Here is a 14,985-nt window from a genome sequence, read left to right on the forward strand (position 1 = left end):
CTCAAGGCTGCTTGCGAAAGAACAAGGTAACCTGACCGACCTCCACGCCGAACTTGGTCATGTACGAGCGATTGATCAGCGTGTTTTCGTCAATCAGGTACATCCAATCGTCCAACTGAACCTCATACTCCTTGCCATCCACCGGAAGGTTCAGCACATAGTTCCAGCGCAACGCATTGCCTGCCACTTCGCCACGCGCCTCGCCCACCACATCGCCAGCCACCCCACGCCATTGTCCTGGGCCATCAGGTGTTAGCGTCCACACGCGTTTCTGCCGGGTGCCATCACTGTAGGTAAATGACTCGTCGAGGATCAACCGATTGCCCTCAGCCGTTCCCTTGATGTCCACGTGGAAGCGTTTGACGACCTCACCTGAACGCTTTTGAAACATCCCCCAAGCCTCGACCCGACCTTCGAAGAACGCTCGCAACTGAAGCGTGGGCGTTTCCTGACTGTAGGTCTGCACATCGACCTTGGTGCAACTCGCAAGACCAAAGCAGAACAGCAGCATCCATACTCTACACATGGGGCATTCCTCGATGGCATTAAGGTTCAGCGGTGCCTAACAATCGGGCCCGCAGCTCTGGACTGCGTGTGCGGGGATCAAACCAAATCGCAAAAAAGGCATTGACGAATGCCTCATCCTTTACAACGTATTGCAGTTTATCGCCGACGTAAAAACGGGCACCTTCGCCGGGAACATTGACGCCGGTGATGCGATCTCCTGGGCCCACATCGACAAATGCACGCTGCATTTCGCTCTTGCCGCGAGCGATCAGCTCCGGGCTCATGGGGTTGGGCGAAAGGCGACGGATTTCCTTGAGGCTTGCCTCAACCAGATCATCACGACCAATAGCCCGACTGTAGGTCAGCTCCAGAGCAAAAGGCACGTCGGCTCCTGGCGACTCACCGTTCATCGGGCGGGGGCTCCATAGCTTGGCGTTGTAAATCGAGAAGCCGAAGAGGCGCATCTCGCCACTTCCCGACAGTCGAGCATCCGGTAAAGCCTCACGCCAATCAGCCAATAGCACTGCACTCTGGAGCATCAGGACAAGGCAGATGACACCGCGGATCAAGCGACCTATAAGCGCAGCCATGTGAGCCCTCCGAAAAACCAATGAACGCTCCAAAAACTTATACTAAATTGGTAGCTTGTACAGCTTTTATCAACACGGATTTTGGTCACGCGATCGGATGGCCAGGGGCTTGCGAATAGCCAGGTCACGCCTGGGCAAACACCTCCACGATCTGATCAATCACGGCACGCACGCGAGCGGTATGCCGCAGGTCTGCGTGGGTGACCAGCCAAACGTCATAGGGTGCCGGGCGCGTTCGCTCTGGCCATAGCCTGACCAGCCCGTCTCTGTCCCCCATATACACGGGTACTTCACCGATACCGATCCCTGCCGCTATCGATCGGCGCACCAATAAACTGGAGCTCACACTCGAAACAATCCGCCCGCGAGTGATGGATTCCGAGACCAGCGTCATCTCGTTGTTGCGCTGCAAGTACGGTTGATACACCACCAGGTCATGCCCTTCAAACAATGAGCCGGGGGCCGGCACCCCGCGAGCGTCGATATAACCTTGGGACGCAAACAGCCCAACGGGCCAGCGGGCTATACGTCGGGCAATCAGATCAGGGTTCTCGGGCCGGGTGTTACGCACGGCAATATCCGCTTCGCGCTTGGACAGGCTGATCATTTGGGTGGAAGCGTCCAGTTGCACGCGCACATCCGGATGCTGTTCGTGCAAGCGAGCCATCGCAGGAATGAGAAAATCAATGGCCAGAGAATCGGTGGTACTCACCCGCACAGTGCCGGTCAGCCGGTCGTCAAGGCCCTGCGTCTGGCGCTCCAGTTCCAGTGCGAACTGCTCCATCTTTTCCACGGCTCGCAGCGCAGATTCACCGACCGTCGTGAGGGTGTAGCCTTCGGAGGTGCGCAAGAACAACGTTGCACCCAAGGACTTCTCCAAGGCGCTAACCCGTCGCCCTACGGTGGCCTGATCCACCCCCAGCACGCGGGCTGCCCCGCGCAGCGTCGACTCGCGGCAGACGCTGAGAAACATCCGTGCATCGTCCCAATTCATCCTGCCCTCTTTCGATGCAATTCTGCATCAGTGGTATGTGAAATCGCAGCATTATTGCATCAATAAATCTCGGTATGCTGTATCGCCTCGTCAATCGACAGGACACTCAACAGGTACCCCGCATGAATCTGCCCCACGAGATGACCCTTATTGAAATCACCGAGCCCGGCGGCCCGAATGTGTTACAGCCGCGACAGGTGGCGGTTCCAACTGCCGCGGCAGGCGAAGTGCTGATTCGCGTAATGGCCGCTGGCGTCAATCGCCCGGACGTCATCCAGCGCACGGGGAAATACCCCATGAAACCCGGCATGAGCCTGATCCCGGGGTTGGAAGTGTCCGGTGTCGTCGTCGCCGTGGGTGACGACGTCAGTGAGTTTGTCGTCGGCGATAAGGTCTGTGCGCTGACCAATGGCGGTGGCTATGCGCAATATTGCGTCACTCCTGCCAGCCAGACGCTGCCGATCCCTGAAGGCATGGATTGGAATCAGGCGGCGGCGATTCCCGAAACCTTCTTCACCGTCTGGGCCAATTTGTTTGACATGGGCGGTGCGGTCAAAGGCCAACGGGTACTTATCCACGGCGGTACCAGTGGCATCGGCACCACTGCGCTCATGCTCTGCCAAGCGTTTGGCATCGAAGCGTTCGCCACAGCGGGTAGCGAGAAAAAGTGTGCCGCCATTCAAGCGTTAGGGGCGCACGCCATCAACTATCGCGAGCAGGACTTTGCGCACGTCATCGCGCAGACAACGGCCAACAAAGGCGTCGATGTCATTCTGGATATAATGGGCGCGTCGTACCTGAATCAAAATATCTCAGCCCTGAGCATGGAGGGCCGACTGGTCTTGTTGGGTTTCCTGGGGGGTGCCCACGCCAATGATGTCGACTTATTGGCGATAATGGCCAAGCGCGCCACCATTACCGGCTCACTGATGCGCTCGCGAACCCAGGCCGAAAAAGCCGTGATTGCACAACACCTGCGCGAGCATGTTTGGCCGCTGCTCACGGCCGGGCGCTGTTTACCGATCATCGACAGGGTGTACCGATTGACTGACGCCGCCCAGGCCCATGCCCGGATGGAAGGTGGCGATCACATCGGGAAAATTGTGCTGCAGATGACGTGACCTTCAATCACGGGTAAAGACTGAATGCTGCGTTTTCGAATGCGGCATTTCCAGTCCTTGGCAACTGCCGCGAAGCGCAAGGCGCTCACTCGCGTGCGCGAGGGGCCGTGCTCTGCCGAACAATCAATTCAATCTGAACGCGTTCTCGGCGGGCTATTGGGCGCCCCTCAATGAGGGCAACAATATTATCAGCACTGTTCACCCCGATTTTTGAAGAGGGCACATTAACCGTCGTCAATGCAGGCACTGAAACAGCCGCGAAATCAATATCATCAAAACCTGTTATAGACAGTTCCTGTGGAACTTTGATGCCCATGGCGCGGGCCTCGGCAATGGCTCCCATACACGTGACATCGGTACTGCAAACAATCGCGGTGGGGCGGGGCGTCATCTCCATCGCCATTCGAAGCCCCGCTCGCCCGCCTTCCAGGGTAAACGGCTGTTGAATAATTCGCGAGGCAGCCAATTCAATGCCATCTTGCAAGAGTTCATCGACAACACCGATCCTTCTGTAGTGTGCCCGTTCGTTATAGGCAACTACGCCGTTAATCATGGCGATATCCGTGTGACCCAGGCTTATTAAATGCCGTGCAATCATCCGGCCCCCTTCCTCATTACTAAAACCAACGCAATGGTGAGGGTGCGCGCCATCAAGAGACCACATCAGAATAAACGGGCACTTTGAGCTATTTAACGCTTCATAGACTGACTGACTATGATCGGTACCGACCAACAACAACCCCTCCACCCCTTTCTCAATCATGTTTCGCACGTTGATCAGTTCTTGATCCTGATCATATTCGTGTGACGAGATGATCAAGTGGTAGCCAAGTTCACTCAACCGCTGCTGAAGCGCTTGAACCGCTTCGGCAAACGCCGGGTTGTTAAATGTCGGGAAAATAGCCCCGATACTATGCGTTCGCCGTGACGCCAGCGCGCGCGCGGCACCGTCTCTCACATAGCCCAGCTTCAAAACAGCTGCGCAGACCTTCTCCAAAGTAGCTGGCTTTACCAGGTGAGGCACTGAAAGCGCTCGGGAAGCACTGCCAATAGAAACACCCGCCAACTCAGCAACGTCCTTGAGCTTCGGCTTTTCGTTGTTTTTCATCGAAGGATCTGTATTCCCGGGTCATGACATTTGAAAAGGTTTACTGCGGTAAAAGAGGCCACAACGCGTACAGGCCGGATCATCCAATATGCTAACAATATCTGGTCATTTATTCATTCAAGCTCAAGAACCGGAACACGGCACCCGAGAAAGCTCTTCGGTCATGTAATAACGCCAGGGCTTACCGGGTGCCGGCAACTTTCAGGACTTTAAATGGGCCTCAGGTGTACACAACGTTCACCGGCCCTCCGTTAAGCCGTCAGCATGACCCCATGCAGCATTTCCTGCCCCCCCTTAACGCATCAGCCAACCACCTGCTACATCGACGACCTGGCCCGTCACAAAATCGCTTTCGCCGGAGGTCAGGAAACAGGCAGCCTTTGCCACCTCCCGGGGTGTGCCGAGTCGACGCAGGGGCGTTTCATCCACAACAGCCTGATTCGCCACAGCGGAAACCGTCTTCAGCAACGGCGTTTCTATGCGCCCCGGAGCCAGCGCATTGGCGGTAATGCCGTAGGGCCCCAGCTCACCGGCCAAATGCCGTGTGAAACCGATAATCGCTGACTTGGTGGCGCTGTAATGGGCGGCTACAATCGGTAAATAAGCACTGCCTGCAACCGATGACATGTTGACAATACGACCGAAGCGGCGCTCTACCATCGACGGTGTCAGTGCGCGCACAAGGTTGAAAGAGCCCGTGAGGTTGACCCCCACGACCCTCTCCCACTCATCCGGGCTCATTTCCCAGATAGGCACCGGCGCGCCATTGTGCTTGGGCGACACACCCGCATTGTTGATCAGCGTATCGATGGGCCCAAGGGCCCTGACAAACTGATCGCACACCCTTACGCACTCGTCAAACTGTGCAACATCCGCCTTGGCCCATTCAACCGTGTGCCCGGCAGCGCGGAGCAAGGCCGCTTGCTCCTTGACCTTCGCTTCATCAAAGTCCACTAACGCGACCCGAGCACCTTCCTCGCAATACAGCTGCGCAAGGGCTGCTCCAATGCCTCCACCGGCACCCGTCACCAGAACCACGCGCCCAGAATGTCGGAGACTCTTCATCACTAACCTCACCTTCAAATAATCGTAAATAGCGCAAGCAATGGCCTACAACCCCAAATAAGCCCGCTTTACATGGGGGTTATCGAGTAGCTCCTGCCCCGTTCCACTGAGCACCACTTCGCCGTTCTCGAGCACGTATCCACGGTCGGCAATTCGAAGGGTATGAACGATGTTCTGCTCGACGATCAGGACGGTGGTGCCGAGCGCCAGGATCTTGTTGATGATGTCAAAGACCTGGGACACCAACAGGGGCGACAGGCCCAGCGACGGCTCATCGAACATCAACAGTTTGGGTTCAGCCATGAGGCCACGTGCGATGGCGACCATCTGCTGCTCACCGCCTGAAAGCGTCCCGGCATTCTGCTCAAGGCGCTCACGCACGCGCGGAAACAGATCCAACACCTCATCCAGGCGCTTCTTGTAGTGTTTGCGGGCGCTGCGCTTGTAGGCCCCCATCAGCAGGTTGTCGCGGATACTCAAATACGGGAACAACTGACGCCCCTCTGGAATCAGCGTCAGGCCGGCATCGACGATTTGATCAGGGCGCCATTTATCGATTCGCTCGCCCTCAAATTCGATAGTGCCTTGTGTTGGCTCGACGAGCCCACACAGGCTTCGAAGCGTGGTGGTCTTGCCTGCACCGTTGGCACCGACGATGGTGATCACCTCACCGGCATTCACTTCAAATGAAACGCCCCGCAGGATCTCCGTGCCGTCGTAACCGGCATGCACATTGTTCAGCTTAAGCATGGCTGTACTCCTTACCGAGGTAAGCCTCAATCACTTGAGGGTCACTGATGACATCCTGAGGCGCACCCTGAACCAGCACTGAACCTGAACTAATGACGATAATTCGATCAGACAGACTCATCGTGGCCTGCATCAAGTGCTCAATCATCAGCACGCTCACCCCGGTGTCGCGCACCCGCCGAATGACTTCGATCGCCTTGACCACATCGGTCGGGTTAAGCCCGGCCATGACCTCATCGAGCAACAGGATCCGCGGACGAGTGGCCAGTGCCCGCGCCATTTCCAGGCGTTTCATTCCCCCTACGGTCAGGTTGCGTGCCTGCGTGTCGAGCATGGCCGTCAACTCGGTCAGTTCCGCTACCTGGGTGGCGATAGCCCTTGCTTCATTGGCATCGGCGGTGTGCATGAAGGCCCCGAGCATGATGTTTTCGCACACACTCAGGTCGGCGAACGGTTGCACGATCTGGAACGTGCGGCCGATACCGGCTTTGGCAAATTCCGCCGGGCTACCGGGTGTCACCCACTCTCCATCAGGCAGGCGAACCTTGACACTCCCCCGGGACGGCAAGAGAAAGCCGGAAAGCTGGTTGAACACAGTGGTTTTACCCGCTCCGTTCGGGCCGATTACCCCAACAATCTCACCTTCAGCCAAGCTGAGTGATACATCGTTAGTGGCATGCAAACCGCCGAAAAACTTATGCAGATGCTCTGCCACCAGAATGGGCTGACCTTGGGTGACGGCGTGATGAGTGGCGACGGAGGCCTGGGTGGGAGGTACGACTTTGCGCAACGCGGTGTTGCCACCCGGCAACGAATCGATCCAGCCAAAGACGCGCCCGCCGAACCGCCCTACCAGGCCTTGCGGAATGGTGAGTACCACAACAACCAGAACGATGCCGTACACCAAGCCGTGAACACCGCTGCCCATATCGCCCAGCCAACCGCGCGCCAGTTCGGCCAGAGGGAGCACCAGAATTGTGCCAATCAACGGCCCCGAGACAGTCCCCAGGCCACCGATAAGCGCGAACATTGCAATCTGAATAGACAGGTCCAGGGAAAACATCGAGCCAGGCTCGATAAACGTTAGATACATCGCGTGAAAACTGCCGACCAGGCTGGTCAGAAAGGCAGATAAGACAACGGCAATCAGTTTCACTTTTACCGAGTTGACGCCTACAGCATGGGCGGCATCTTCGCGTTCACGTACAGCAATCAGGTAATAGCCCAAACGCGATGTCTTGATTTTCCACGACACGGCCAACGTGATGATCAGGAAGCCGAATGCGATTAACAGATAGGGCCAGCGTGGCCGGAAAAGCATCCACTCGAAACCCAGTTTAAGCGGCACGCCGAGCCCGGCAGCGCCACCGGTAATATCATGCTGGTTAATTGCCACAAGCCGGAATACTTCAAGCACGGCAATGGTTGCCAGAGCAAAGAATGGCCCACGAAGCCTGAAGCAAGGCCAACTAATGACGATTGCCACGAGCGACGATAACAGTGCGCCCGCGAACATGCCGATCCATGGGCTTATGCCAAAGTTGATCATCAGCAGGGTCGTTGTGTAAGCGCCCACGCCGTAGAAAACAGCATGCCCCAGGGATAACTGCCCGGCGAAGCCGCCCACTATATTCCAGGCAGTGGCGAGCGCGGCATAACTGCACACCAGAATAAAAAGGTGGTACACGAACGGTGACCCAACACTGAACGGAATGATCAGTAAGAGGGCTAAAAGCACAATGCTTACGTAGACGCGAGGATGCAAAATACTCATGTCCATAATCCCTATTCAGATCCGCGACCGGCACCGAAGAGCCCGGTCGGTCGGAAAACAAGAATGGCCAGGAAGATCGAGAAGTAAACGACCTCTTTCAGGTCCGGAGCGATGTAATAACCCGCCAGACTGTCCACCACACCAATGACCATTGACCCCATCAGCGCCCCCCACAGACTTCCCAGCCCGCCCAGAACAACGATGACGAAGGCGGTCAACACGAAGAAGGTGCCGACGGTTGGAAATACCGGGTATTGCGGAGCAATCAGGCCAGAAGCCACGCCCAGGCAAGCGCAGCCCAGACCGAAGGCGAAAATGTAGATTTTTTTGACGTCCACACCCATCAACTGGGCAGCGTTTCGATTCTGTGCCGTTGCGCGTACCGCCCGCCCCAGGAATGTGTGATGCAAAAACCAATGCAGGCCCGCCACCATCCCCATTGAGGCGGCAAAGGTAATCAACTGCCCGCTGCTGGCCCGGAACGGCCCAAAGGCTAAGGTCTCAGTACCCAGCGTGATGCCCTGTACCGTCTTCACGTCAGCGCCGAAGACAAGCAAGGCACCATTCATCAGCGCGATGGAAACGCCCACGGTCGCGAATATCTGAATGTGGCCTTCAGCGCTCAACAACGGTTGAATAATGAACCGTTGCATCGCCGCACCCGCCGCAAACAACAAGAGTGTTGCTGGAATGATTGCAATATAAGGATGAATCCCGAATTTGGCATTCATCAAATAAACGGCATACAACCCGATCATCAAAAATTCACCGTGCGCAAAGTTAACAACACGCACGATGCCAAATATTAAAGTCAGGCCAATACTGATAATCGCTAATGTTCCACCCAGCAATAAGCCGTTCAGAACCAGCTGCAGGAAAATATCCACGAAGCCCCCTCGTGTCGAGCGCACGAATTCACGAAACTAACTATGATTCAGATGTTTCACTGCGTTTATTGATGCTCGACAAAACGCGCTTGGGTGACAGCAGCCGACTCCGGGTAGACCGTTTTCAACGTGCCATCTTGCCACTGCATGATGGCGGTATTGGCACGCTCGTTTTGCCCGTTAGCCGCAAATTTGGCACCAATACCAGCAGCGGTTTGACCTTCTGGAATGTCGACTTTATAGACCGAACTCAGAATCGCATCAGCGTCTAGCGAGTCACTGGCTTCCATGGCGTCCAGGAAAATCTTGGCACCTACATAGTTAATCAAACTATGGCCTGAGCGAGGTTCAGTGCCGTAGCGCTCTTTATAAGCCGCGGCGAATGCACCAATGCCAGGCGCACCCGCCTCGTTGGTTTGATACTGGGCAAAGTCGACATCCAATACGCCTTCCATGTTTTCAGCCCCCACCACCTTGAGGGTATCCTGCATGGAATAACCGCCCCCGGCACCGACTACCGCTTTAGGCTTGTACCCGGCCTCGCGGATCTGGCGGAAAAACAAGGTTGTATCGTTCTGGTAACTGGTTTGTAGAACGACATCGGCCTCAGACCCTTTAAGGCGCAGAATCAGCGACGACAGGTCCACCGCTTTGGCGGAGTAAGGCAGCACTTCAACCACGTTCAAGCCTTGTTCTTGCGCCAATTTCTTCTGGAAGGTCGCAATGGTCGTGCCGTACAGCGCATCTTCATGGATGATTGCGATTTTCAACTGTTTAGGGTCGATGTTGAGGGTGGGAGCCAACACTTTGGTGATTGCATCAATGGTCCCTTCAGCGAAGTTCTTGGCTGTTGGGTTACTGCGCACCACGTATTTAAGGTCGCGTTCAGTGATGCTATCCGACACGGCACCCAGTTCGAAGTAAGGGACACCGGCCAACTCGGTTACTTGGGTCGCGGCAAAAGCCAGTGCTGAAGAGTAACTACCAAATACAGCGGTCACATTCTCAACGGACGTCAGCTTACGCGCGGCGCCGACTGCCTGGCCAGCATCCACGGCGTCGGCTTTGAGCAATTTAATCTGTTCGCCTTTCAAGCCCCCCGCCGCATTGCGTTCGGCGACGGCCACTTCTAATCCGCGATAGCTTTCGTCTCCGAGCAGCGCCAAAGAACCGCTGAAGGGATAGAGGGCACCCAGCTTCACATCGGCGTGGGCCGCCAGGGATGTGCTTATGGACAACGCAACGCAGGCAGAGGTGATCCAGTGTTTTGTACTCATTATTATCTCCTGGTTCAGCGCCAATGAATCGGCACCAAATGAATCGCTTCAGATATGCACTCGTTTTCGTTAGCCAACAAAAACGTGCTTCTTAACGAGACATATTATTAGATTTATTTTTTTCCAAGCATATTTATGAAGCGCTTCATATTTATCCCGCCAGGTGCCCCTGTGTCAAGTAAAACGGCGGGATAAACCCACGGCCCCAGACATGTGGCAGTGATGATTACGCCGCCCTCCGCGCTATGGCTGGGCCCGTGAATCGCTGCTGCCGGCCGGCCGTGCTTCGCGGGCGAAGCCGTTTATGACGATGTAAAGCAATGGGCCGATTGATACAAACACTGCCGTGATCAGAAAATAGGGCAGCAACGAGGCCAAGGATCGGCCTTTGGCGCGCGAGTCCTGGTACATCCAGACGCACGCAAGGATGCCAAGCAGGTACAGATCAACCACCACTTGAGCGGTGTCCGGGCTCGACAGGAGTCCAATGCCGAAATCGATGAGCGATTGATCGGCGAACAACAGGGTACCCGCTGTATATAAGGAAAAAACCACCAGAGTAGCCAGTGAGAGATAGGGTTTCTTCATTTGCCCTCCCAGGACATCAAGTCACGTTCACTACCGGCACGTTAATGATAGGGTCGCCACGAGATCAATGACCTCACAGGTCATGGACTCAACCCATGCGCACTGCCAGAGTCCTGCAATGAACAGCCAACCTTTTTCTCGAACGACCTCCGCGACCAGTGCCGGCGCACAATTGCGCGCGTTACGTCGACAGGCCAAATTGAGCCAGTTGGACCTGGCGCTGCTATCAGGCATCTCCCAGCGTCATCTCAGTTGTATCGAGACCGGACGCGCCACGCCAAGCCCCGGAACGCTGCACAACGTGTTGATGGCACTGGAAGTCCCTCTGGAACACTGCAACAGCGTGTTTCTGGCGAGCGGTTATGCCCCGCGCTACGAAGCCACCCCTCTCACCTCCCCAGGCATGGAGGGCGTTCGCGAGGCCATCACTCACTTACTGGAGGCCAACAATCCTGCGCCAGCGATTGTGTTGGGCAGTCAGTGGCAGGTTCTGGCCGCCAATGCCAGCACGGGCGTGCTGTTCGATCTGGTGGGGCTCAAGCCCGACGCGGCAGAGGGGCTGAACCTGCTGGTCACCCTACTACGGCCCGGCGGCTTGGGCGATCATTTGAGCAATGTCGAGGAAATACGATTAGTGGCTTGGCAAAGAGCAACGCGAGAGGCTTTAAGCAACCCTGAGCTTGCCGAGCTTCTGAAAAGCCTCCCCTCCCCGCACGGGTCATCAACCCTGACCGACGCGCTGCCTCCGCTAGTTCTGACACGCCTCAACTCAAGGCATGGGGAACTAACTTTCATGTCCACCTTCACCACGTTCGGCATGCCGCTCGATATCACAATGGCGTCACTGCGTATCGAACACCTGATTCCTGCTGACGCGAAAACCTGGGAAATCATGACCCAAGCCTATGGTGCCAATGAGACTTAGCCAAGCCCTGACTTTAAGGTTTCTGCACTGTTATACGCCTGTAGCCGATGGCTGGTTTATACCGTAAAAGGTCAAAAAACAGGCGTCAGTTAGTAGTCACTTCACCCGTAATCACCAGGACTGGTGTCGGGTTAAAGTCCTGTCAGTTGACAATTTATATCATTGGCCGCTCAGGTATAGCGTTCTGGAATAACTCTCTGATAACCTCGCTCAAACAGTAATGGCTTAATGATGGCATCCATATGAGCAAAACTCTTAAGCGTGGCTGGGCGTGGGCATATTATAAAATGCGCGAACTGTATTGCTCTCGACTCACAGCCGGGTACAGGGCAACCCGGTATGCCCTGTTGGGTGATACGGGTACTTTTTATAATGATCTGACAGGCAGAAAAATCCGTATTTATCGTTGATCAGGCACCCTGCCTTAACGCTCACCCAGTTTTATAGGTGGTGCTGAATCGCCAGTTAACGAAGCAGCACCTTTCACACATAAACTCACTCAGCGTTTGCGGGTATTAACCGTCGCAATTCTCGAGTTGATCGGGATATTGCTACTGCCGTGCCCCGGCACTTGTTGATGGGTATCGAACTCAATATCGACATCGGGGCCAAAGAACAAACAATGAGTCGAGCCTCCAAAGTGGAACATCCCCAGTTGATCGCCCTTTTTTACATACTGCCCTTCAAAAGCAGTAATGTCACAGGTTGAAACTTCCGCCATCCCTATCGCCATAAAGCACATCAAACCAATATCTTTATTATCTGCCTCAATGAACACCAGCCCGCGGGTGGCTATTTCAGCAATATAGGCTTGTGACAAATCGGGCCCCGAGGCATCGTCACGGATACTCAACGTTTGAGAATAATAGGTGCCTTCAATCATGCGTGTTTTCACAACCCGCCCAGACACCGGTGAGTGCCAGCGGTGATAACTTAACGCGCTGAGGAACGCCTGGTAAATCGTGCCACCGACAAACTGAGAAACAAAAGGGTCATTATCCATCATAAACTGCAACGCATAGGGTTGCGCTTTAATCCAGAACTCATCACGCAGTTTGACATCGCGGGCAATTCGAAACGGTGCCGATTCACACGCATTAATCACCACTGCATCATTATCGGGCTCAGCAACAGGTCGAGCGCCGTCACGTAAATTGCGTGTGAAAAAATCATCCCAGGACTTGAACCCGTAGCCAGGCAGATCCGGGTCGCATTGGAACTCGCTGGCGAAGTTCGGCATCGCGGCCATCGCATCTGCTCCGAACCAGCCGGATTTCGGGTCATCGCTCAAGACGTAAGCGCTGTCAGGTGAGCTTAGAAACTTGCCCCACTCATTAAGCACCTCTTTCAAGTGAGCATTGACCTTTTGATCCAGAAAACCTGCCCAACCACCTTTGGTGGCCATGGACCAGTCAAAAATGGCATTAAAGGGGCAGCCGACCAAACCGCTTTTATTAAAGTCCGGGGCGTGAGTCATGATGACATTCATCAGTTGCAGCATATGATGATAGTCACGCACCTGAGGTAGCCCGCCGGGCGACAAGGCCTTATCTCTGGACACTTGGCTGAACATCTGGTTAAAGAACATATACGCCTTGGGATCCGTTTCAATAAACTGTTTGAAACGCTCTACCGCGGGCAGCAGTGGACTTTTATTGTTCTCGGCTTTGGACATGATCAACAAGAGCCAGTCTGAGAGTGTTTTTTGGTCGGAGGGCATCCATTTACCGATCATAAACGTGGTGTCACAGGGCTTTAATTGAGTCGTCATTTCCAACCTCACTGTATTAAATAATTGATCCAGATCAAAATTAACCGCAGCCCCACCTTCTTATTCAGGCGTGACGCTCTTCTGCGGTGATGGATGACTGATGTTCAACTGGCTCGACATATAACGGCCAAATATAATCCAGCCGGCAAAGGTCACCAGTGCGCCATAAATAAGCGCTTCGCTTCCTGCGCTGTACATGGCATAGAGGGTGTAAGCATTGGCCAGGAAGCAGACAACGCCAATCAACATCAACTTGCCGTGGCTGATCTTGCCGGCCTTGTACTCATCAGATGATTTAATGATTGTCGAACACGCTGACATGGACAGAATGTAAGGCACCAGGTCCACCACCACAGAGAAGTCAACAATGACATTGAACTCTCGGTTGAAGCTTGGGGTTATGGACATCAGCAGGAATACCGATTGAATCACACAGATGATGATCAGCCCTACTACAGGCGCTCCGCGTTTGGTCACCCGACCAAATATTTTGAAGAAATACCCCACGTCTGCGCAGGATTTAAAGACCTGCCCCGTTGTGAACTGCCAGGTCAACAAAGAACCCAGGCATGCAATGCACATGATGACTTCAATAAATTTGCCGACGCCACCCCCAAACATATGCGAGTACACCAGCCCAAAAGGTGCTGATGACACAGCCAGTGTTTCATAAGGAATGATCCCGCCAATAACGGCCGTAGACAGGATGTAGATGACTGCCGTAAACAATGTGCCCCCCAAGACGGCAATCGGCACCGATTTTTCGGGGTTCTCTACAGCGTCCGAGTTGGCGCTGGCCGACTCGAGCCCTAGAAAAGCCCACATGGTCAGCGCCAATGCTTGAGGCAGTGCATCGAAGAAACCCAAGTGGTGAGGGTTCCATCCATCTATATAGATATCGGACTTGAACCAGAACCAGCCTATAAAGATGATCCCGATCACAGGAATGATCACGCCCCATACCGTGACCGTGCCAATTTTCCCGGTGATCTTGGAACTCCAGAAGTTAGGCAGCGTGGTCAACCATATAAAGAACATGGTCCACAGTGCCGTGGCCATTCCGCCGATCTCGATTTCAACCACTTTACAGAAGTAACCCACTGCCGAAATGGCCACCCCCACGTTGGCAATCACAATGGCAATAGCATACGTATAGTTTGCCAACATATTACCCGACTTGCCGAAGGCATATTGCGCATACCCGCCCATGCCACCAATGTTCTTGCTGTACCGGCCACACTTGGCAAACCCATAGGCCAATGCCATTGCGCCCATGGACGTCAGAACCCAGGAGATAATGGTGATATTACCCACGCCTGCCAACTGAGCAGGCAGCATAATAATGCCTGAGCCCATCATGTTGACAACCGTTATTATCGTTAACTGCAACGTACCCATCTTGTGTTTCTGAGGACTTTCCATAGCAACCTCAATACTTTAATAGTTAACTACACGAGAGGGATTATTCCGAACCCATATGACAGGCAGCACGAGGCTCATCAGTTACCATAAAAACCGGGAGCCTGCTGAGCACGGCATGTTATATAACCGTCAAATACAATTGCTCAAGCAGGCGTCACCATGGCAGATGATCAGCTCAATGTGCCAGTTGGCACTCAGTTGTGCGG

The 14,985-nt window shown here is 54.5% G+C and carries 14 protein-coding genes; 2 read left to right on the forward strand and 12 right to left on the reverse strand.

Annotation, left to right across the window (positions count from 1 at the left end; genetic code table 11):
- Position 1 precedes the first annotated feature (1 nt).
- From Q1W15_RS02975 to Q1W15_RS02985, 3 genes are all read right to left on the reverse strand, one after another.
- Positions 2-526, reverse strand: a complete 525-nt coding sequence (locus Q1W15_RS02975) for a DUF3833 domain-containing protein (RefSeq protein WP_300720095.1) — start codon at positions 524-526, stop codon at positions 2-4.
- Positions 527-545: 19 nt separating this feature from the next.
- A complete protein-coding gene (locus Q1W15_RS02980) occupies positions 546-1,097 on the reverse strand; it encodes a chalcone isomerase family protein (RefSeq protein ID WP_300720096.1) in 552 nt (183 codons plus the stop codon).
- Positions 1,098-1,221: 124 nt separating this feature from the next.
- Positions 1,222-2,091 carry a LysR family transcriptional regulator gene (locus Q1W15_RS02985; protein WP_300720097.1) on the reverse strand — a complete coding sequence of 290 codons (870 nt, stop codon included), beginning with the start codon at positions 2,089-2,091 and terminating at the stop codon, positions 1,222-1,224.
- Between the two features lie 122 nt (positions 2,092-2,213).
- On the opposite strand from Q1W15_RS02985, the gene Q1W15_RS02990 reads away from it, so the two are divergent.
- Complete coding sequence (locus Q1W15_RS02990; RefSeq protein ID WP_300720098.1) at positions 2,214-3,212, forward strand: NAD(P)H-quinone oxidoreductase; 999 nt, start codon at positions 2,214-2,216, stop codon at positions 3,210-3,212.
- An 85-nt stretch (positions 3,213-3,297) separates the two neighbouring features.
- On the opposite strand, the gene Q1W15_RS02995 is transcribed toward Q1W15_RS02990, so the two are convergent.
- The 7 genes from Q1W15_RS02995 to Q1W15_RS03025 all read right to left on the reverse strand — a co-directional run bounded on the left by Q1W15_RS02995 (position 3,298) and on the right by Q1W15_RS03025 (position 10,661).
- Entirely contained in the window at positions 3,298-4,320 is a 1,023-nt protein-coding gene (locus tag Q1W15_RS02995; protein ID WP_300720099.1) for a substrate-binding domain-containing protein, read from the reverse strand.
- A 294-nt stretch (positions 4,321-4,614) separates the two neighbouring features.
- Positions 4,615-5,385, reverse strand: a complete 771-nt coding sequence (locus Q1W15_RS03000) for an SDR family NAD(P)-dependent oxidoreductase (RefSeq protein WP_300720100.1) — start codon at positions 5,383-5,385, stop codon at positions 4,615-4,617.
- Positions 5,386-5,430: 45 nt separating this feature from the next.
- A complete protein-coding gene (locus Q1W15_RS03005) occupies positions 5,431-6,135 on the reverse strand; it encodes an ABC transporter ATP-binding protein (protein ID WP_300720101.1) in 705 nt (234 codons plus the stop codon).
- A complete protein-coding gene (locus tag Q1W15_RS03010; protein ID WP_300720102.1) occupies positions 6,128-7,909 on the reverse strand; it encodes an ATP-binding cassette domain-containing protein in 1,782 nt (593 codons plus the stop codon). Before Q1W15_RS03010 ends, Q1W15_RS03005 begins: the two co-directional genes overlap by 8 nt.
- A gap of 11 nt (positions 7,910-7,920) precedes the next feature.
- A complete protein-coding gene (locus Q1W15_RS03015; protein WP_300720103.1) occupies positions 7,921-8,796 on the reverse strand; it encodes a branched-chain amino acid ABC transporter permease in 876 nt (291 codons plus the stop codon).
- Positions 8,797-8,861: 65 nt separating this feature from the next.
- A complete protein-coding gene (locus tag Q1W15_RS03020) occupies positions 8,862-10,073 on the reverse strand; it encodes an ABC transporter substrate-binding protein (RefSeq protein ID WP_300720104.1) in 1,212 nt (403 codons plus the stop codon).
- 243 nt (positions 10,074-10,316) lie between these two features.
- Positions 10,317-10,661, reverse strand: coding sequence for a DUF2834 domain-containing protein (locus Q1W15_RS03025; RefSeq protein ID WP_300720105.1), 345 nt, complete (start codon positions 10,659-10,661; stop codon positions 10,317-10,319).
- Positions 10,662-10,779: 118 nt separating this feature from the next.
- On the opposite strand from Q1W15_RS03025, the gene Q1W15_RS03030 reads away from it, so the two are divergent.
- Complete coding sequence (locus Q1W15_RS03030; protein ID WP_300720106.1) at positions 10,780-11,586, forward strand: helix-turn-helix domain-containing protein; 807 nt, start codon at positions 10,780-10,782, stop codon at positions 11,584-11,586.
- 499 nt (positions 11,587-12,085) lie between these two features.
- Here the strand turns inward: Q1W15_RS03030 and Q1W15_RS03035 are convergent, their stop codons facing one another.
- On the reverse strand, positions 12,086-13,357 hold the full coding sequence (locus Q1W15_RS03035; RefSeq protein ID WP_300720107.1) for a phosphatidylserine decarboxylase family protein: 1,272 nt from the start codon (positions 13,355-13,357) through the stop codon (positions 12,086-12,088).
- Positions 13,358-13,417: 60 nt separating this feature from the next.
- Positions 13,418-14,779 (reverse strand): putrescine-ornithine antiporter, encoded by a 1,362-nt coding sequence (potE, locus tag Q1W15_RS03040; protein ID WP_300720108.1) that lies wholly within the window; start codon positions 14,777-14,779, stop codon positions 13,418-13,420.
- Positions 14,780-14,985: the final 206 nt, after the last annotated feature.

The organism is Pseudomonas sp. (assembly GCF_030150285.1).
Taxonomy (GTDB): domain Bacteria; phylum Pseudomonadota; class Gammaproteobacteria; order Pseudomonadales; family Pseudomonadaceae; genus Aquipseudomonas.

Coding starts and splice junctions, on each gene's coding strand:
- Q1W15_RS02975 (WP_300720095.1), bottom strand. CDS start 526: ATGTGTAGAGTATGGATGCTGCTGTTCTGCTTTGGTCTTGCGAGTTGC.
- Q1W15_RS02980 (WP_300720096.1), bottom strand. CDS start 1,097: ATGGCTGCGCTTATAGGTCGCTTGATCCGCGGTGTCATCTGCCTTGTC.
- Q1W15_RS02985 (WP_300720097.1), bottom strand. CDS start 2,091: ATGAATTGGGACGATGCACGGATGTTTCTCAGCGTCTGCCGCGAGTCG.
- Q1W15_RS02990 (WP_300720098.1), top strand. CDS start 2,214: ATGAATCTGCCCCACGAGATGACCCTTATTGAAATCACCGAGCCCGGC.
- Q1W15_RS02995 (WP_300720099.1), bottom strand. CDS start 4,320: ATGAAAAACAACGAAAAGCCGAAGCTCAAGGACGTTGCTGAGTTGGCG.
- Q1W15_RS03000 (WP_300720100.1), bottom strand. CDS start 5,385: ATGAAGAGTCTCCGACATTCTGGGCGCGTGGTTCTGGTGACGGGTGCC.
- Q1W15_RS03005 (WP_300720101.1), bottom strand. CDS start 6,135: ATGCTTAAGCTGAACAATGTGCATGCCGGTTACGACGGCACGGAGATC.
- Q1W15_RS03010 (WP_300720102.1), bottom strand. CDS start 7,909: ATGAGTATTTTGCATCCTCGCGTCTACGTAAGCATTGTGCTTTTAGCC.
- Q1W15_RS03020 (WP_300720104.1), bottom strand. CDS start 10,073: ATGAGTACAAAACACTGGATCACCTCTGCCTGCGTTGCGTTGTCCATA.
- Q1W15_RS03025 (WP_300720105.1), bottom strand. CDS start 10,661: ATGAAGAAACCCTATCTCTCACTGGCTACTCTGGTGGTTTTTTCCTTA.
- Q1W15_RS03030 (WP_300720106.1), top strand. CDS start 10,780: ATGAACAGCCAACCTTTTTCTCGAACGACCTCCGCGACCAGTGCCGGC.
- Q1W15_RS03035 (WP_300720107.1), bottom strand. CDS start 13,357: ATGACGACTCAATTAAAGCCCTGTGACACCACGTTTATGATCGGTAAA.
- potE (WP_300720108.1), bottom strand. CDS start 14,779: ATGGAAAGTCCTCAGAAACACAAGATGGGTACGTTGCAGTTAACGATA.